A 17,878-nucleotide genomic window follows, 5' to 3' on the forward strand; every position below is an offset into this window, starting at 1 on the left:
CAGCACGGCGCCGAGCGCGTGCCACGCGGCGTGCCGGTCCGGCCCGATCGTCTTCATGATCTCGTCGAGCCAGATGTTGGTCGTCTGCACCGTCCGGTCGAACACTTCAAGCCCGGTGGCCGCCATGGTCGTGCCTCCTTCCCGATGCCGACGGCATCCGCGCGCCCCGCCCCGTGCTGCCGATCCCCGTCCGCGGCCCCGGGGGAGCCGCCTGCCGGCGGCGGGCGCATCGCTGCCGCATTTTTTCAAATTTATGCGCGGGCGCCGCGCGCCGTTCTTGATCTGGATCAGGCCGCAGGGCCGGCGGCGCGGGCGCCCCACGGGTGACGCCGCGCGACCACTCGTGATCTGCTGCGCGGCCGGAAACATCCGCAGCAGCGAGGGCCCATGCCGGTCACCAACGCCGACATCGCCGCCGAGCTCGACAGGATCGCCGACCTGCTGGACATCGAGGGCGCGAACCCGTTCCGCGTCCGCGCCTACCGGCGCGCCGCCCGGATCGTGGAGGGGCTGCCGCGCAGCGTCGCCGACATGCTCGCCGCCGGCGAGGATCTCGACGCGCTGCCGGGGATCGGCAAGGATCTCGCGGGCAAGATCGCCGCCATCGCCGCCGGACAGCATCCGCCGCTGCTCGCGGAGCTCGAGCGCGAGGTCCCGCCCGGTATCACCGCGCTGCTGGCGATCCCCGGCCTCGGGCCGAAGCGCGTGCGCACCCTCTACGAGACGCTCGGCATCACCGACGTCGCGGCGCTCGCCGCCGCGGCGCGCGCCGGCCGGCTGCGCTCGATCCCCGGCTTCGGCCCGGTCATCGAGGCGAAGATCCTGGAGGCGCTGTCCCGCGGCGAGGGGCAGCCGCGCCGGCTCAAGCTGCGCGCGGCCGAGCAGATCGTCGAGCCGCTGCTGCGGCATCTGCGCCAGGGCCGGGGGATCCTGGCGGCCGAGGTCGCGGGCAGCTACCGGCGCCGGCGCGAGACGGTCGGCGACCTCGACCTGGTGGTGGCGAGCGAGACGCCGGAGGCGGCCATCGCGCATTTCCTCGGCTACGACGAGATCGCGCAGGTCGCCGAGCGCGGTCCGACGCGCGCCCGGGTGGTCCTGCGCAACGGCACGCAGGTGGACCTGCGCGCGGTCGAGCCCGCCTCCTACGGGGCCGCGCTGCTCTACTTCACCGGCTCGCAGGCGCACGACATCGCACTGCGGCGGATCGCCGTGGAGAAGGGCCTGAAGCTCAACGAGTACGGCCTGTTCCGCGGGCGGCGGCGCATCGCCGGCCGCACCGAGGAGGAGATCTACGCCGCGCTGGGCCTGGCGCCGATCCCGCCCGAGCTGCGCGAGGACCTGGGCGAGATCGCGGCCGCCCGCGAGGGCCGGCTGCCGCGCCTCGTCACGGCCGCCGACATCCGCGGCGACCTGCACGCCCACACCGACGCGACCGACGGCCGCGCGAGCCTCAAGGACATGGCGCAGGCGGCGCGGGACCGCGGCTACGCCTACCTCGCCATCACCGACCACAGCCGCCGCCTGACCATGGCGCACGGCCTGGGCCCGAAGGAGCTGGCGCGCCAGGTCGCCGCCATCCGCCGGCTGAACGCGACGCTGGGCGGCGGCTTCACCCTGCTCGCCTCGATCGAGGTGGACATCCTGGAGGACGGCCGCCTGGACCTGCCGGATGCCGTGCTCGCCGACCTCGACCTCGTGGTCGGCGCCATCCACTCGCATTTCGGGCTGTCGCGGGAGAAGCAGACGGAGCGCCTGCTGCGCGCGATGGACAACCGCCACCTCGACATCATCGCCCATCCCACCGGCCGGATGATCAACGCCCGCCCGCCCTATCCGCTCGACATGGAGCGGCTGCTGCGCGCGGCGCGGGAGCGCGGCTGCCACTTCGAGGTCAACGCGCAGCCGGACCGGCTCGACCTTTCCGACAGCCTCTGCCGTCTGGCCAAGGAGATCGGCGTGAAGGTCGCGATCTCGACCGACGCCCACGGCCCGGAGGAGCTGGCCTTCATGCGCTACGGCGTGGACCAGGCGCGGCGCGGCTGGCTGGAGCCCGACGACGTCCTCAACACCCGCCCGCTGCCCGAGCTGATGGCGCTGCTGCGCCGCGGGGCGTAGCGCGGGCGCCGCCGGCGCGCCCGCCCCGCGCGCTTCCCGCCCGGTTTCGACCGCGGCCGGTCGGCGCCCGGCGGGGGCGAGCCGGCCGCCGCATTTCCCCCGCCGCGGCCGGCCGCGCTAGGCTGGGCCGGACGACAGCGGATGGCGCGCGGTGGCGGCCGTCGGGGAGGCGCATGCTCGAACTCGCCATCGTCCTCGTCCTCGTCCTCCTGAACGGCTTCTTCGCCCTCTCGGAACTGGCGGTGGTCGCGGCCCGCCGCCCGCGCCTGCGCGCCATGGCCGAGGCGGGCCGCCCGGGGGCGCGGGCGGCGCTCGCCCTGGCCGACGACCCGGCCCGCTTCCTGTCCACGGTGCAGATCGGCATCACCCTGGTCGGTATCCTCGCCGGCGCCTTCTCCGGCGCCTCGCTGGGCGGGCGGCTGGCGGCGCTGCTGGCCGGGCTCGGCCTGCCGCGCGGGCTTGCCGAGCCGGTCGGCTTCGGGGCGGTGGTGCTCGCGGTCACCTACCTCTCGATCGTCGTCGGCGAACTCGTGCCCAAGCGTCTCGCCCTGCGCGACGCCGAGCGCCTCGCCTGCCTCGTCGCGCCCGTCATGACCGTGCTCGCGCGCGTCGCCGCCCCCGCCGCCTGGCTGCTCGACGCCTCGAGCGACCTGGTCTTCCGCCTGCTCGGCCGCAGTCCCGAGGAGGCCGCGGAGCGGGTGACGGAGGAGGACGTGCGCCACCTGGTGGCCGAGGCGGAGCGGTCCGGCGCGATCGAGGCGGCCGAGCGGCGCATGATCGCGGGCGTGCTGCGCCTCGGCGAGCGGTCGGTGCGCGCCGTCATGACGCCGCGCGGCGAGGTGGACTGGATCGACGCGACGGCGGGACCGGAGGCGGCGCGGGAGGTCGTGCTGCGCTCCCCGCACGCGCGCCTGCCGGTGGGCGAGGGCTCGCCCGACGCGATCCTGGGCGTGATCCAGGCGCGCGACCTGCTCGCCGCGCTGCTGCGCGGCGAGAAGCCCGACCTGCGGGCGATGGCCCGACCGGCCCCCGCGGTGCCGGACACGGCCGACGCGCTCGACGTGCTGGCGACGCTGCGCGAGGCCGCGGTGCCGATGGCGCTGGTGCACGACGAGTACGGGAACTTCGAGGGCCTGGTCACGCCGGCCGACCTCACCGAGGCGATCGTCGGCGCGTTCCGCGCCGACCTGGACGAGGAGGAGGAGCCCAAGGCGGTGCGGCGCGAGGATGGCTCCTGGCTGCTCGCGGGCTGGATGCCGGCCGACGAGATGGCCGAGCGGCTCGGCCTTCGGCTGCCGGAGGAGCGGCCCTACCACACGGTGGCCGGCTTCGTGCTCGCCACGCTGGGCCGCCTGCCGCAGGTGGGGGACGCCGCGCTGGCGCAGGGCTGGCGCTTCGAGGTCGTGGACATGGATGGCCGCCGCATCGACAAGGTCCTGGCCGCGCCCGCGGGATCGGCGCTGGCCCCCGCGGCGCCGCGCCGGCCGGGCAGCGGCCCGGCGCGAGGGTGGGGGCAGGGGGGTGGCGGGACCGGGGCGCCCGCGGGCGGCGCCCCCGCCGCCTCACCGCCTCGGGCTGCGGCCGTAGCGGCCGACGAGCTCGGTCGTGGCGATCACGTGCGGCCGGGCCAGGGCGAGCACCTCCGCGCAGGTCGGCGCGCGCGCCGTCACCGCCGCGCCGAGCGGCCGGTCGAGCGCGAGCAGCCGGAAGACGTAGCGGTGGGGCGGATCGCCCGGCGGCGGGCACGGCCCGCCGTAGCCGACATGGCCGAAATCGTTCACCGCCTGCCGGAAGACGTGCCCGGAATCCGCGGCGCCGGCCCCTTCCGGCAGGCCGTCGAAGGAGGGCGGGAGGTCGAAGGCGACCCAGTGGCGGAACACGCCCCGCGGCACGTCGGGGTCCTCGCAGGCCAGGAGGAGCGCGCCGGCCCGCGGCGGCACGCCCGACCAGGCGAGGGGCGGCGAGACGTTGTGCCCGTCGCAGGTGTAGGCCTTCGGGATGGTTCCGCCCGGGGGGAAGGCGGGGCTCGAGAGAGTCATCGTCATCGCGCGATCCTCCGGCCGCCGTGCCATGGCGCGCGGCCATCCTAGGCGGCCGCGGCCGTGGCGCGGCTGATCTGCGTCAATGGGGGCGGCGCGGGGCGCCCGAGGGGACGCCACGGGGCCCGGCCGGGCGCCCCCTGTGCCTCAGGCGTCCTCGGCGTCGGGCTGGGCGAGGTCCTGCGGGCCGCGCACGGTATCGGTGTCCGGCGCGGGCGGCGGCGGCGTGTGCGCCAGGATCGGAGGCCGCACGGCGCGGTCGCTGGCGATCTGCCAGCCGGCCTCCTCGTAGCGGGCGATCATCTCCTCGTGCCGGTCGGAGCCGTAGCTGGCGATCACCCGGCCTGCGGCGTCGAGGATGTCGGTGCCGCGGTCGTCCGTGACGATGCGCAGGCGGCCTTGGCCGGGTCCGTGGAGTTCGGTTTCGCGCATCGCGCGTGCCTCCGCTCGACGGAAGGAAGGGATACCCCGGGCCGGGCGCGGCGGAACCCGCCGGCCGGCCGGTTCGCCGCGACGCCCGGCGTGGCACGGGGGGCGGACGCGGTGTCTCCGGCCGCCGCGCCGCTCGCACCCGCCCGCGGCGGACGCGGCGTGCCGGGTCGGGGCGCGCGCCGGCCCGGATCGCCGGGTCACGGACGCCCCGCCGCCGTGCCCGCGGGGGGCGCGGCCCGGCAGGGCCCATCGGCGGCTCCGCCTGGCGGTCAGACCCGGCTCGCCTCGCCGGGCAACTCGGACCAGTCGAGGCCCAGGCGCTCGCAGACTTCGCGGACCAGTTCCGGATCGAGCCGGTCGTGCGAGCCGACGAGGGGCAGCTCGGCGGTCCGGCCATCCCGCACCACCGTGACGGTGGGGTGGCCCTGGCCGTGGCCACGCTCGTGGCGGCGGAAATAGCAGCCGCGCTCGGCAAGCCATTTGCGGAAGGTGGCGCTCTGCATGCGGATGCTCCCTTGCGATCGGTCGCCGGGGCGGGGCCGTGGCGCCCCGCCGTCGGCCGGAGGCTTCGGCCCTTACCCCGCCGGCCGGGTCCCCGCGGCCTCGGGGATCGCCATCGCCGCGGCGGCTCATCCGCCGGGGCCACGGAGCGCCGCCGTTCCGTCGCGCCCCGGGCCTCCCCCTGCGCGGGGCCGGGGCGCGCACGATCGCCCTCCCCGCGATGGCGGCCTCCCCGTCCGGGGCGCCGAAGACGTCGCGGCCGTCCTGCGGGCCGGGCGCGGCGGAGCCGCTCACCCCTTCCGCCGGCGGAGGGGCGGGCCGGACGCGGCCCGCCGCGCCGGCGGGGTCGCGCCGTCCTCCGGCGCGGCGCGCGGGAGGTGCGCCGGCATGACGGTGACTGCCACTGCCTCCTCCGCGCCTCGCCCTCAGCCGGCCGAACGGTGCCGGTGGACCGGATGCACGACGACGGCCTGCGGCCCCTTCTCGCCCTCCTCCACGGAGAGGTGGACCGGATCGCCGACGCGCAGCTCGTCGAAGGCGTTGCCGGAGACGCTGTTGCGATGGAAATAGACCTCCTCGCCGTCCTCCGTCTCGATGAAGCCGTAGTCCTCGCCGGCGATGAACCGCGCGACCCGGCCGCGGCGCATCGCCGGCCCGTGCTGCTTCACCTGGCGGCGCAGCTTGCGCACATGGTCCTCGAGCTGGCGGATGGCCGCGTCGAAGGCGTCGCGCACGGCCACGTAGGGGTCCTCGTGGGCGTGGTTCAGTGGGCCTTCCCGCGTCACGAAGACGTCGCCGCGCGGCACGAACACCTCGACGCGCGCGCGGTAGAGGCGCCCCTGGTGGTGGTGGCGGTGCGGCGCCTCGACGATGACGTGGCAGCGCAGGATGTCGTGCTCGAAACGCTCGAGCTCGGCCGCCTTGGCGCGGATGCGCGCCTCCAGCGCCGGCGACGGCTCCATGTCCTTGAAGGTGATCTGCAGCGGAACGGTCATTGGCCTGGTCCTTCGCGCGGCGACGGGCCGGCGCGCCGCGGATCCTGGGGATCGGGGGCGGCGATCGCATTGATCCCCATCAATGCTCCTGTGCCGCCGGCGGCCGGGCGACGGATCGCGGCGGCAGCGCCGGGGGCGCCCCGGGCGCCGCCGCGAGGCGCGGATCACGATGCGGCGAGCCGCCGGGGCGCATGGCCTCGTCCGCCGCCTCAGCCCTTGATGCAGATGAGGGGAGCGAGCCGCGCGACGCGGCGCGCGAGGCCGGCGCGCTCCGCCGCCCGCACCACCGCGCCCACGTCCTTGTAGGCGCCCGGCGCCTCCTCGGCGACGCCGCGCATCGAGGGGCTGCGCACCAGCACGCCGCGCGCTCGTCCACTACCTGCCGGCCGCTCCAGCGCCGGGTCGCGGCGTGGCGCGACAGCGCGCGCCCGGCGCCGTGGCAGGCGGAGGCGAAGGAGCGCGCCTCGCTCTCGGGCGCGCCGACCAGCACGTAGGAGCCGGTGCCCATGCTGCCGCCGATCAGCACCGGCTGGCCGACCGCGCGCAGCGCCGCGGGCAGCGCGGGATGCCCCGGGCCGAAGGCACGGGTCGCGCCCTTGCGGTGCACGAACAGCGTGCGCGGCCTGCCCTTCACCTGGTGGGTCTCGACCTTGCAGGTGTTGTGCGAGACGTCGAACAGCAGCCGGATCTCCGCCTGCGGGAAGAAGTGCCGCAGCACGCGCCGGGCGTAGTGGCCGAGGATCTCGCGGTTGGCCAGCGCGCAATTGGTCGCGGCGCGCATGGCGCCGAGGTAGCGCCGCCCGACCTCCGAGGCGATCGGGGCGCAGGCGAGCTCGCGATCGGGCAGCGCGAGCCCCGCCGCCGCGGCGGCGACCGCCATCTCCTTGAGGAACTCCGAGCCGATCTGGTGGCCGAGCCCGCGCGAACCGCAATGGATCGTCACCACCACCTCGCCGGGGACCAGGCCGAAGGCGCGGGCCGTCGCCGGGTCGAAGACCTCCTCCACCGCCTGGATCTCGAGATAGTGGTTGCCGGAGCCGAGCGTGCCCATCTCGCGCCGCTGGCGTTCCTTGGCGCGGCCGGAGACGAATTCGGGGCGCGCCTCCTCGGCGCGGCCGCCCTCCTCGATGCGCTCGAGGTCGGCGGGCTCGCCCCAGCCCTGCTCGACGGCCCAGCGGGCGCCGCCGCACAGCATGGCGTCCATGGCCGCCGGGTCGAGCGTGATCGCGCCCTCGCTGCCGACGCCGGCCGGGATGGTGCGGGCGAGCGAGTCGGCGAGCGCGTCCTTCACCCGCTCCACCGCAGCGCGCGGGATGCCGGTGGTCATGGTGCGCACCCCGCAGGAGATGTCGAAGCCGACCCCGCCGGCGGAGACGACGCCGCCCTGCTCGGGGTCGAAGGCGGCGACGCCGCCGATCGGGAAGCCGTAGCCCCAGTGCGCGTCCGGCATCACGTAGCTCGCGCCGACGATGCCGGGCAGGGTCGCGACGTTGCTCGCCTGCTCGGCGACCTTGTCGTCCATGTCGCGGAGCAGCGCCTCGTCGGCGTAGAGGATCACGGGAACGCGCATCGCGCCGGTCGGCTCGATCCGCCAAGTCACCTCGTCCAGCCTCGTCAGGCGTGCCGGGTCCATGCTCGCAGCTCCTCTTCCTCGCGCCTTCGGCTCAGACGTCCACGACGCAGGCCGCGCTCCAGCGCCCGCCCGCCTCCGCGGGCTCGCGCGCGACGCGCAGGGCGGTGAGGGTCGCGCCCTTCGGCTCCACCGCCGGGGCGTGGCGCGCGGCGTCGACGGGTTCGCCCCAGAGCGTCCCGCGCAGGCGGAAGGGACCGGCGCCGCCGCCCTCGATGGTGACGGCGAAGCGGCCGAACAGCATCCGGCGCACCGCCATCTCGAAGATCACGGCGTTGAGCCACTCGACCAGCAGCAGCTCGAGGTCGGGCGCCTCGCAGGTCACGCCGACCTCGGCCAGCGGCCGGACCTCGGCGGTGGTGACGATGCGCGTCAGGGCGAGCGCCGCCTGCTCGAAGGCCTGCTCGGGCGTCGGGCCCCAGCCGCGCACGCCGATGTCGGCATCGTGCGCGAAGTGCTCCCAGCCGGCCTCCGGCGCCGCCTGTGCCGCAGGTGTTGCCCCGCCCCCGCCCCGCTCCGTGTTCGGCATCTCCGGCCTCCCGCGTCGTGGTGCCCGCCGCGCAGGCTGGGCGGGCCGCCGCCGCGCCACATTGACGCCGCGCAAGGCGGCGGGCCGCCGGGCCGCCTAGGAAACGCGGCCGGGACGCGGCGTTGATCGGTCCAGGAGCAATCTGGGTCCGCGCCCCGGAAACGGAAACAGGGAGCACGCGGCATGCCTCCGCCCTCCTCTCCCGGCATCGTCCGGACCGAGCCGCTGGTCATTCCGCCCGTGGGGCTTCCCGGCGTGCTGGAGCTGCCGGCGCGGCCCGAGGCCGTGGTCGTCTTCGCCCACGGCAGCGGCTCGAGCCGGCTGAGCCCGCGCAACCGCCAGGTCGCCGCGGCGCTGCACCATGCCGGCCTCGCCACCCTCCTGTTCGACCTGCTGACCGAGGAGGAGGCGGCCGACCGGCGCAACGTGTTCGACATCGGCCTGCTCGCCCGCCGCCTCGCGGCCGCCATGGAACACGTCGCCGCGCACGAGGCGACCGCGGGCCTGCCGGTCGGCCTGTTCGGCGCGAGCACCGGCGCGGCGGCCGCGCTGGTCGCCGCCGCGACGCGACCCGGAGCGGTGGGCGCCATCGTCTCGCGCGGCGGGCGGCCGGACCTCGCGGGCGAGGGGCATCTCACGCGCGTCACGGCGCCGACGCTCTTCATCGTCGGCGGCGAGGACCACGAGGTGCTGCGCCTGAACGAGTGGGCCCAGTCCTGGATGACCTGCCCGACCGAGCTCGCCATCGTGCCGGGCGCGACGCACCTCTTCGAGGAGCCGGGCGCGCTGGAGCAGGTGGCGCGGCTCGCCGCGGGCTGGTTCCTCCGCTGGCTGGCGCCGGAGCCGAGCCATGTGGCCGCCTGAACCGCCGCTGTTCGCCGACCGCGCCGAGGCCGGCCAGCGGCTCGGCGTGCGCCTGCGGCGCCTCAGCCCGCCGCTCGAGCGGCCGATCGTCTATGCCCTGCCGCGCGGCGGCGTCGCGGTCGGGGCGGCGGTCGCGGCGGCGCTCGGCCACGCCCCGCTCGATCTCGTCCTGGTGCGCAAGATCGGCGCGCCGGGCCAGCCGGAGCTCGCGCTCGGCGCCGTGGTGAACGGCGCCGAGGCCGAGACGGTGCTGAATGCCGACGTCGTCGCGCTCACCGGTGCCGACGAGGCCTACATCGCGCGGGCGCGCGCGCAGGCGCTGGCGGAGATCGAGCGGCGCCGCCAGCTCTACCTCGCCGGCCGGCCGCGCCCCGATCCGCGCGGGCGCGCCGCCGTGGTGGTGGACGACGGGCTGGCGACCGGCGCCACCGCGCGCGCGGCGCTGCACGCGCTGCGCCGGCGCGGCCCCGCGCGCCTGGTGCTCGCGGTCCCGGTCGCGCCGCCCGAGACCATCGCGGCGCTGCGCGGCGAGGCGGACGAGATCGTCTGCCTGGCGGAGAGCGAGATCCCCTTCGGCATCGGCGGCTGCTATGCCGACTTCCACCAGCTCGACGACGCCGAGGTGATCCGCCTGCTCGACGCCGCCGCCGCGGCGGCGCGCTCGGCCCCCGAGGGCGGCGGCGGATCCGCCGGCTGAGGAGGCCTCGTCCCCGTGGCCGCCGGCGAGGCCGGGCGTCGTCCCGCAGCGAGGCCCCTGGCAAGGCCCGGCGATCGCGGCCATGCTGCCCGCGCCTTCGGCGGGCGCGGCCGTTTGCCCGCCGGTGCGGTGGCTGGGCGTGTCGTTGCGGTCCGCGCACCGTTCTGATCTCGATCAAACGGGGGCGGCCGCGCCCTTGTAGAGTTCGCGGCCGCCGACCGTTCGCGGCCGCCGGCCCGGCAAGAGGCGTCCTTCGGGTTCCGGCCCGGCGGTGCCGCGGCAACCGGCGGGCGCACCCGCCGGCGCGGCGGGCCTTGCGCGAAGCGAACACCGGGGCGAACACCGGCCCCAGGGGGACATTGCATGGATGCGACCGACCCGCAGGTTTCCGGCCAGCCGGCGGAGGCGCCGCCCGCCGCGCTGCCGGCCGAGCGGCTCTACCGGCCGGCGGATCTCTCCGCGCTCGCCTTCACGACCACGGCGGAGCTGGAGCCCCTGCAGGGGCTGGCGGGCCAGGCCCGCGCCCGCGAGGCGGTCCGGCTCGGCACGCAGATCGCCGCCGACGGATTCAACATCTTCGCCGTGGGGCCGGGTGCCGCGCGCGTCGGCGAGGCGCTCCGGGAGCTGCTGCGGGAGGCCGCGGCGCGCCGCCCCGCGCCGCCCGACTGGGTCTACGTGAACAATTTCGCGGTGCCGCACCGGCCGGTGGCCCTCGCGCTGCCCGCCGGCCGGGCGCCGGCGCTGCGCGCCGCCCTCTCCGGCCTGATCGACGAGCTGCGCGCCGCGCTGCCCGCGCTGTTCGAGAGCGAGGACTACCAGCGCCGGCGGAGCGCCATCGAGGCCTCCTTCCAGGGCGAGGCCGAGCGGCGCTTCGCCGCGCTCGGCGAGAAGGCGGCGGCGAAGGGGGTCGCGATCCTGCGCACGCCGATGGGGTTCGCGGTCGCGCCGGCGCGCGAGGGCAAGGTGGTCCCGCCGGACGAGTTCGCCGCCTGGCCGCCGGAGCGCCAGGCCGAGATGCGCGCGGCCATCGAGGAGATCGAGAAGGACCTGGAGGAGACGCTGCGCGGCATCCCGCGCATCGAGAAGGAGCGCCGGGATGCGGTGCGCGCCCTCGACCGCGAGACGGCGAAGCTCGCGATCGACCAGGCGATCGAGGAGGCGAAGGCGCCCTTCGCCGACCTGCCGCGGGTGCTGGAGCATCTCGAGGCGGTCCGCGCCGACCTGCTGGACCACGCGCCGCTCTTCCTCGAGGCCCAGGCGCTGCCGCCGGACGGCGGGATGCCGGTCGGGCTGCCGGCGGGCCCGCGCAGCATGAGCCCGTTCGACCGCTACGACGTCAATGTCCTGGTGACGCGGCCCGCGGAGGCGGGCGCGCCGGTGATCGAGGAGCTGCACCCGACGCTCGGCAACCTCGTCGGCCGGGTCGAGCACATCCCGGTGCAGGGCGCGCTGATCACCAACTTCCGCCTGATCAAGCCCGGATCGCTGCACCGCGCCAACGGCGGGACCATCCTGATCGACGCGCGCGCCCTGCTGATGGAGCCGTTCAGCTGGGCCGCCCTCAAGCGCGCGCTGCTGCAGCGGCGCATCACCATCGAGGACGTCGCGCAGCACATCGGCCTCACCAGCACCGTCTCGCTGGAGCCCGACCCGATCCCGCTCGACGTCAAGGTGGTGCTGGTCGGGGAGCGGCTGCTCCACTACCTGCTGGCGGCGCTCGATCCCGACCTCGACCGGCACTTCAAGATCGTCGCCGATTTCGACGACGAGGCGGCGCGCTCGCCGGAGAGCGAGGCGATGCTCGCGCGGATGATCGGAACCATCGCCCGGGAGGAGGGGCTGCGGCCGCTCGACCGCGGCGCCGCGGCGCGCGCCGTGGAGCACGCCGCGCGTCTCGCCGAGGACGCCGAGCGGCTGACGCTGCTCACGGAGCGGCTGCGCGATCTTGTGGTCGAGGCGGACCACTGGGCCGGCCTCGCCGGCCGCGCCGCGATCGCCCGCGAGGACGTCGAGCGCACCATCGCCGAGCAGCGGCGCCGGCTCGCGCGCGTGCACGAGCTCGCGCGCGAGGCGATCCTGCGCGACATCGCCCTGATCGCCACCACGGGCAGCCGCGTCGGGCAGGTCAACGGGCTCAGCGTGATCACGATCGGCGGCCAGGCCTTCGGCCGCCCGACGCGCATCACCGCCCGCGTGCGGCCCGGCTCCGGGCGGATCGTGGACATCGAGCGCGAGGTGGCGCTGGGCGGTCCGCTGCACGCCAAGGGCGTGCTGATCCTTACCGGCTTCCTGTCGGGCCGCTACGCCCTCGATGCGCCGATGTCGCTCTACGCCAGCCTGGTGTTCGAGCAGTCCTACGGCGGCGTCGAGGGCGACAGCGCCTCCTGCGCCGAGCTGCTCGCGCTGCTCTCGGCCCTCTCTGGCCTGCCGCTGCGCCAGGACCTCGCGGTCACCGGCTCGGTCAACCAGCATGGCGACGTCCAGGCGATCGGGGGCGTGAACGAGAAGATCGAGGGGTTCTTCGAGGTCTGCCGCGCGCGCGGGCTGACCGGGACGCAGGGCGTGGTGATCCCGCACGCCAACGTGCAGCACCTGATGCTGCACGCCGACGTCGTCGAGGCCTGCGCCGCCGGCCGCTTCGCCATCTACCCGGTGCGGCGCATCGACGAGGCGGCTGCCCTGCTGACCGGGCGCCCCGCGGGGGTCCGGGGGCCGGACGGCGCCTATCCCGAGGGCAGCGTCAACCGCCTGGTGGAGGAGCGCCTCCGGCGCTTCGCCGCGGCGCGGCGGGCGATGCACGAGGGGGCGGCCGCGGAGGCGGGACCGGAGGAGGGCGGATCATGACGCGCGAACCCGACGCGTTCCGGCGCGTCCTGCTCGACCTCGCCGAGACGGGCGACGGCGAGGGCGGGGTCCGGGCGGCGGCGGAGCTCGCGCGCCTGCTGGGGGTCGACCTGCTCGGCGTCTTCGTCGCCGACGAGGCGGTGCTCGGCCTCGCGGACCTTCCCCTGGCGCGGGAGCTGCGGCTGCCCGGCTACGAGTGGAGCCGGATAGACGCGGCGCGGATCGCCGCGGAGTTCGAGGGCGCCGCGCGGCGCGCGCGGCGGCTGCTCGAGGAGCAGTGCGCGCGGCTCGGCGTTTCCGCCGCGTTCGAGTTCCTGCGCGGCGACCCGGCGGCGGCTCTCGGCGCCCTGGCGCGGGCGGGCGACATCGTCGCCCTGCCCGGGGCGCGGGCCCCGGCGGGGCGGGCGAGCGGCGAGCCGCTGCCCCGCGCCCTGGAGGCCGCGCTGCGCTCGGCGGCGTCGGTCATGCTGCTGCCGCAGCGGATCGCCCGTCACGCGGGACCGGTCGCGGCCGTGGCGGCGACCCCCTCCGACCCTGGGCTGCGCGCCGCCGCCGGCATCGCCGCGGCGGCGCGCGAGCGGCTGCTCGTGCTGCGGCCGCCGGGCGCCGCCGGCTTCGAGGAGGCGGTGGCCGCGGCGACGCGCGCGGCGCGCCTGCCCGAGGGGCGGGTCCTCGCGCGCGGACTGCGCGAGCTGAGCGCCGACGCCATCCTGGAGGCGCTCGAGGGCGCGCGGGAGCGGCTGCTGGTGCTCGGCCGCGGCGCCGCCGGCGCGGCGCGGCTGCTGCCGCCGCCGCTGGTCTCGGCGCGCGGCGTTCCCGCGCTCCTCGTCGGTCCGCCGGAGGAGTCCCCGGCGGCGGAGGACCGGAAGGGCTGAGGCGCCGCCTCAGTCGGGCCACAGGCCGCGCAGCTCGGCGGGGGTGACGGCCTTGGCGTCCTCGATCTCGGCCGGAGGGAGGCGGGCGGCGAGGAGGGCGAGCAGGGCGCGCGCCACCTGCTCGGCGTCCACCGCCGGGTCGCGGTGGACGCCCTCGCGGATGCGCTCGAGGAAGGCCTCGCGTGTCCGGATGCGGAAGGCGCGTCCGGTCGGCCGCCAGCCCTCGTAGTACTCGCCGCGCAACAGCGTCGGAAGCTGGGTGCCGAGGGCGGCCACCTCGTCCACCGGCAGGCAATCGCGCAGGGCGTGCGCGGCCGCGCGCAGCGCCCGGTAGGCCCGCTCCCGGTCGTGCCAGCCGAGCCGCGCCACGAACGCTTCGAACCACTCCGCGGCCACGCGGACCGCCTCGTCGAATTCCCGGATGCCGTTCACCGTCCTTGCTCCCTTGCCCGCGGAGGCCCCCGCGTCGCGACCGGCCGGTGGGGCGGGCGCTCCGCAGGCGCGACAGGGCGGCGTATGGCGCCGGTCCCGCAGGACGGCGGCATTTCCCGTTCCTCCTCGCGGCCGCATGGGCGCCCGGACGGGCCCGGCCCCGCCGGCGGCGCGCGCATTCGGCTCCGGCGCGGGCGCCGCGTCCTTGATCTCGGTCATCGCGCCCGCGCGAACGGGGGAGGGAGCGACGGGGCGCCTTCCGCGCCGCCACGATCCCCGCCATGGTGCGGCCGAGGAGGCCCCTGCCCGGGCCCGGAGGGAGAGAGAAGCGGAGGTCGCGTGCCGTGAGCATCATCGTCGCCCTGTGGCTCGGCACCGGCCGCGGCGGCGGAGGCGGGACCTGGGTCGGCAGCGACACCGTGGTCTGCGCCGACAACATCCGCCACGCCTTCGGCCCGAAATGGGTGGTGCGGGCGCCGTGGGCGATCGGCGTGGCGGGGCACCTGCGCGCCGCCAACGTGCTGTTCCGCGGCGCCGAGACGCTGCTCGAGGGCCTGTCGGGGCCCGACGAGTTCGCGCTGCGGGCGCGCGCGCTGCTGCAGGCCGACGGCTTCCGCGGCGGCGCGGAGGAGCGCGGGCCGCTCGATCTCGCGCAGACCCTCCTGCTCGCCCGCCCGGGCGGGGTGTGGGCGATCGGCGCCGACTTCTCGATCCTGCCGGTGCCGGCCGGCACGGTCTGGGCCGAGGGATCGGGGCGCGAGGTCGCGCTCGGCGCCGGCCACGCCCTGCTGCGCGCGGCGGAGGCGGAAGGCCGCCGCGTGGACGGCGCCGCCGTTCTGCGGCACACCCTCGAGACCGCCATCGCCCTGGACATCACCTGTGGCGGCGAGGCCTGGATCCGGGAACTTGCGGAGCCCACGCACGCACGGGCCGGTGGCGGCTGAGGGCGGTCGCAGGCGGACGATCCGCGAGAGCCGTCGGCGCGTGCCCGGGCCAGCGGAAGGGCGCCGGCGCGCCCCCGGCGGCGCCGGGGGACGGCCGGCGGGCCTGCGGGAGACGCGGCGCATGAGGGCCGGACGGGACGGCGCGACGACGAGCAGGGGAACCCGGCCTCCCGCCATCGCCGGGGGGCGGCGCTCCGCGGGCGGGCGGGGCGTTCGCCGGAGCGGCGCGGCCGCTCGCCGCCTTGCGGCGGAGCGGCCCGGGCGGGCGGAGCATCCGCGGTGAGCGAGCGCCAGCCGCCGCGCGGCGAGCGCTGGTCGGGCCGGCTCGGCTTCGTCCTGGCGACGATCGGCTCGGCGGTCGGGCTCGGCTCGATCTGGAAATTCCCCTACGAGGTCGGCGAGAACGGCGGCGGCGCCTTCGTTCTGTTCTACCTTCTCGGCCTCGTCCTCGTCGTGCTGCCGCTGATCTTCGCCGAGTTCGCGCTCGGGCGGCGCGGCCGGGGCGACGCCGCCGCGAGCGTCGCCGCGGTGGCCGCGGAGGCCGGAAGGTCCCCCCGCCGCTGGGCCTGGATCGGCGGCCTCGCGATCGCCACCGGATTCCTGATCCTCACCTACTACGCCGTGGTCGGCGGGCTCACCCTCGCCTACCTCCTTCACGCCATCCGGCGGGGCTTCGCCGGCGCCGACGGCGCCGCGACGCGGGCGCTGTTCGAGGCCATGACCGGCAGTCCGGCGGCGCTCGCGGCATACCAGGCGGCCTTTCTCGCCGCCACCGTCGCCGTGGTCGCGCGCGGCGTCGGCGGCGGGATCGAGCGGGCCTGCCGGGTGCTGATGCCGCTTCTGGCCGCGCTGATGCTGGGGCTCGTCGCCTACGCCGCGACCGCGGGCGATCTGCGGCGGACCGTGGCCTTCCTGCTCGCGCCCCGGCCCGAGGCGCTGACGCCCCGGGTGGCGCTCGAGGCGCTCGGCCTCGGCTTTTTCTCGATCGGCGTCGGCCTCGGCGCGATGATCACCTACGCGGCCTACGCCGGGCGCGACACCGACCTGACGACGGCGGCGGTGGCGACCGTGGCCGGCGACACGGCGATCTCCTTCCTCGCCGGCTTCGCCGTGTTCCCGCTGGTCTTCGCCCACGGCCTCGACCCGGCGGAGGGGGCGGGCCTGATGTTCCTCACCCTTCCCATCGCCTTCGGCCGGCTGCCCTTCGGCGATGCGGTCGGCGCTGCCTTCTTTCTCTCGCTGTTCGTCGCCGCGCTCGCCTCGGCGGTGTCGCTGCTCGAGCTCGCGGTCGCGCCGGTGGTGCAGCGGACCGGCTGGCCGCGGGCGCGGGCCGCCGTGGGTGCCGGGGTGGTCTGCTGGCTCCTCGGCCTGCCCAGCGTGCTTTCCTTCAACCTCTGGCGCGAGGTGCGCCCGCTCGGCGCCGTGCCCGGCTTCGCGACCGCGGGGCTGTTCGACGCGATCGACCGCATCGCCTCGAACCTGCTGCTGCCGGCCAGCGGGCTGCTCCTCGCCGTCTTCGCCGGCTGGGTCGCACGGGGCGATCTCCTGGCCGCGGAGCTGCGCTGGGGCCCGAGGGCGGTCGGCGCGCTGCGCTTCCTGTTGCGCTGGGTCGTCCCGGCGCTGATCCTGGCCTTCGTGGCGCTGGGCCACCTGCCGCGCTGATCCGACCGGCCGCGCACGGGTGGCCACGGCGCAACCCTGCGCGGCCGCCCGGGGTGCCGCGGCCGGGGTGCCTGCGCCCGCCGCCGGTGCCGGCGGGTCCGCGCCGTGGTGGCGGCGGAACTCCCGCTCCCGCATCCGGAAGGCCGTGCGCGTCCCGGAGACGCGAAGCCGTTCCCGCGCGGCCGGGTTCGCCGCGGCGGCCCGGGCTGCCGGCCGCAGGGCCGATCCGCGCCTCCCGGCTGTCCCCGGCCGTCCGCGCTCCGCTCTAGCGCTGGAAGTTGAGCCTCAGCCCGGGCTCCGGCCACTCCATCGCGGCGAGCTCGCCCTTCCCGGACAGCGTGATGTAGGCGGTCCGCAGGTCGGGCCCGCCGAAGCAGAGGTTGGTCGGGTGGCTGTCGGGCACCGGCACCTCGCGCACCAGGCGCCCGTCGGGCGCAAAGACGGTGATGCGCCCCGTCACCAGCGTCGCCACCGCGATGTTGCCCGAGGCCTCCACCGCCAGGCTGTCGAAGCGGCTGAAGGCCGGCAGGCCGGCGACGAAGCGTCCGCCGTGCGGCGAGGGGAAGGGGTGCTTGCGCACGACGCCCGGCGCCTCGACGTCGAAGGCCCAGAGGCGAGCGGACTCGGTGTCCGCGACGTACACGGTGCGCTCGTCCGGCGACAGGCCGACGCCGTTGGGGCTGAGGATCGGGTAGGCGACCTCCCGGATCGCGGAGCCGTCCGGCAGGGCGTAGTAGAGCCCGCCGTGGTCGCGGTGCGTCGCGTAGCGCTTGCCGAGGTCGGTGAACCAGAAGCCGCCGTGGCGGTCGAACACCAGGTCGTTGGGCGCGGAGAGGCGGCGCCCGTTGCATTCGGTGTAGAGCACGGTGCGCGCGCCGGTCGCCGGGTCCACCCGCGCGATGCAGCCGCCGGCGTAGTCGTCCGACGGGCCCTGGCCCATGAAGTGGCCCGGCACGTAGCGGTTGCCGCCGTTGTCGCAGAGGTAGAGCATCCCGTCCGGCCCCATCGCCAGGCCGTTCGGGCCGCCGCCCGCCGGGCCGAGCCGCGTCACCGTCCCGTCGGGGCCGACGCGCGTGATGCGCCCGCCGTTGATCTCGGCGAGGATCACGGAACCGTCCGGCATCGCCACCGGGCCCTCCGGAAAGCCCAGGCCGCGGGCGAGGATGCGGATCTCGGCCATGGCGGTGTCTCCTCTCTGCCGCGGCATCCTCGCGCCTCCGGCCGGGCGGTCAAGCGCGTCCCGCCCGTGGCGCGAGGGCGCCGCCGGCGCCGCGCCGCTCCGGCGCGACCGGGGCGCGGCCGGGGCGCGGCGGGCTTGC

Annotated in this window: 14 protein-coding genes and 2 pseudogenes; 8 read left to right on the top strand and 8 right to left on the bottom strand. The window is 76.9% G+C overall.

Going from position 1 to position 17,878, the window contains the following annotated elements; genetic code table 11:
• Positions 1–387 precede the first annotated feature (387 nt).
• Positions 388–2,115 (top strand): DNA polymerase/3'-5' exonuclease PolX, encoded by a 1,728-nt coding sequence (gene polX, locus K1J50_RS07215; protein WP_220117037.1) that lies wholly within the window; start codon positions 388–390, stop codon positions 2,113–2,115.
• Between the two features lie 173 nt (positions 2,116–2,288).
• Positions 2,289–3,545: pseudogene (locus tag K1J50_RS07220) on the top strand (hemolysin family protein); the annotation flags it as partial.
• A 132-nt stretch (positions 3,546–3,677) separates the two neighbouring features.
• Here the strand turns inward: K1J50_RS07220 and K1J50_RS07225 are convergent.
• The 6 genes and pseudogenes from K1J50_RS07225 to K1J50_RS07250 form a co-directional block, all read right to left on the bottom strand.
• Positions 3,678–4,187, bottom strand: coding sequence for a YbhB/YbcL family Raf kinase inhibitor-like protein (locus K1J50_RS07225; RefSeq protein ID WP_369413545.1), 510 nt, complete (start codon positions 4,185–4,187; stop codon positions 3,678–3,680).
• A 114-nt stretch (positions 4,188–4,301) separates the two neighbouring features.
• Positions 4,302–4,586 (bottom strand): hypothetical protein, encoded by a 285-nt coding sequence (locus tag K1J50_RS07230; protein ID WP_220117038.1) that lies wholly within the window; start codon positions 4,584–4,586, stop codon positions 4,302–4,304.
• A gap of 269 nt (positions 4,587–4,855) precedes the next feature.
• Positions 4,856–5,089 carry a hypothetical protein gene (locus K1J50_RS07235; RefSeq protein ID WP_220117039.1) on the bottom strand — a complete coding sequence of 78 codons (234 nt, stop codon included), beginning with the start codon at positions 5,087–5,089 and terminating at the stop codon, positions 4,856–4,858.
• A gap of 423 nt (positions 5,090–5,512) precedes the next feature.
• On the bottom strand, positions 5,513–6,082 hold the full coding sequence (locus tag K1J50_RS07240; protein WP_220117040.1) for an HPF/RaiA family ribosome-associated protein: 570 nt from the start codon (positions 6,080–6,082) through the stop codon (positions 5,513–5,515).
• A gap of 209 nt (positions 6,083–6,291) precedes the next feature.
• Positions 6,292–7,715: pseudogene (locus K1J50_RS07245) on the bottom strand (RtcB family protein).
• A 31-nt stretch (positions 7,716–7,746) separates the two neighbouring features.
• The gene (locus tag K1J50_RS07250) at positions 7,747–8,241 is read right to left on the bottom strand and encodes an archease (protein WP_220117041.1); all 495 of its coding nucleotides are present in this window, start codon (positions 8,239–8,241) and stop codon (positions 7,747–7,749) included.
• 183 nt (positions 8,242–8,424) lie between these two features.
• On the opposite strand from K1J50_RS07250, the gene K1J50_RS07255 reads away from it, so the two are divergent.
• The 4 genes from K1J50_RS07255 (at position 8,425) to K1J50_RS07270 (ending at position 13,521) form a co-directional block, all read left to right on the top strand.
• On the top strand, positions 8,425–9,105 hold the full coding sequence (locus K1J50_RS07255) for a dienelactone hydrolase family protein (protein ID WP_220117042.1): 681 nt from the start codon (positions 8,425–8,427) through the stop codon (positions 9,103–9,105).
• Positions 9,092–9,802, top strand: coding sequence for a phosphoribosyltransferase (locus tag K1J50_RS07260; protein ID WP_255575027.1), 711 nt, complete (start codon positions 9,092–9,094; stop codon positions 9,800–9,802). Before K1J50_RS07255 ends, K1J50_RS07260 begins: the two co-directional genes overlap by 14 nt.
• Before the next feature lie 363 nt (positions 9,803–10,165).
• On the top strand, positions 10,166–12,646 hold the full coding sequence (locus K1J50_RS07265; RefSeq protein ID WP_220117043.1) for a Lon protease family protein: 2,481 nt from the start codon (positions 10,166–10,168) through the stop codon (positions 12,644–12,646).
• Entirely contained in the window at positions 12,643–13,521 is an 879-nt protein-coding gene (locus K1J50_RS07270; protein WP_220117044.1) for a hypothetical protein, read from the top strand. The genes K1J50_RS07265 and K1J50_RS07270 overlap by 4 nt, the downstream gene beginning before the upstream one ends.
• Before the next feature lie 9 nt (positions 13,522–13,530).
• On the opposite strand, the gene K1J50_RS07275 is transcribed toward K1J50_RS07270, so the two are convergent.
• On the bottom strand, positions 13,531–13,953 hold the full coding sequence (locus K1J50_RS07275) for a DUF2267 domain-containing protein (protein ID WP_220117045.1): 423 nt from the start codon (positions 13,951–13,953) through the stop codon (positions 13,531–13,533).
• A 344-nt stretch (positions 13,954–14,297) separates the two neighbouring features.
• On the opposite strand from K1J50_RS07275, the gene K1J50_RS07280 reads away from it, so the two are divergent.
• Together K1J50_RS07280 and K1J50_RS07285 are read left to right on the top strand one after the other, a co-directional pair.
• The gene (locus tag K1J50_RS07280) at positions 14,298–14,897 is read left to right on the top strand and encodes a hypothetical protein (protein WP_220117046.1); all 600 of its coding nucleotides are present in this window, start codon (positions 14,298–14,300) and stop codon (positions 14,895–14,897) included.
• Between the two features lie 279 nt (positions 14,898–15,176).
• Positions 15,177–16,559, top strand: a complete 1,383-nt coding sequence (locus K1J50_RS07285; RefSeq protein ID WP_220117047.1) for a sodium-dependent transporter — start codon at positions 15,177–15,179, stop codon at positions 16,557–16,559.
• A 265-nt stretch (positions 16,560–16,824) separates the two neighbouring features.
• Here K1J50_RS07285 and K1J50_RS07290 read toward each other — a convergent pair whose 3' ends face one another.
• The gene (locus K1J50_RS07290; protein ID WP_220117048.1) at positions 16,825–17,739 is read right to left on the bottom strand and encodes an SMP-30/gluconolactonase/LRE family protein; all 915 of its coding nucleotides are present in this window, start codon (positions 17,737–17,739) and stop codon (positions 16,825–16,827) included.
• Between the last annotated feature and the right edge of the window lie 139 nt (positions 17,740–17,878).

The sequence above is a fragment of the Caldovatus aquaticus genome (genome assembly GCF_019458025.1).
In the GTDB taxonomy this organism is placed as follows: domain Bacteria; phylum Pseudomonadota; class Alphaproteobacteria; order Acetobacterales; family Acetobacteraceae; genus Caldovatus; species Caldovatus aquaticus.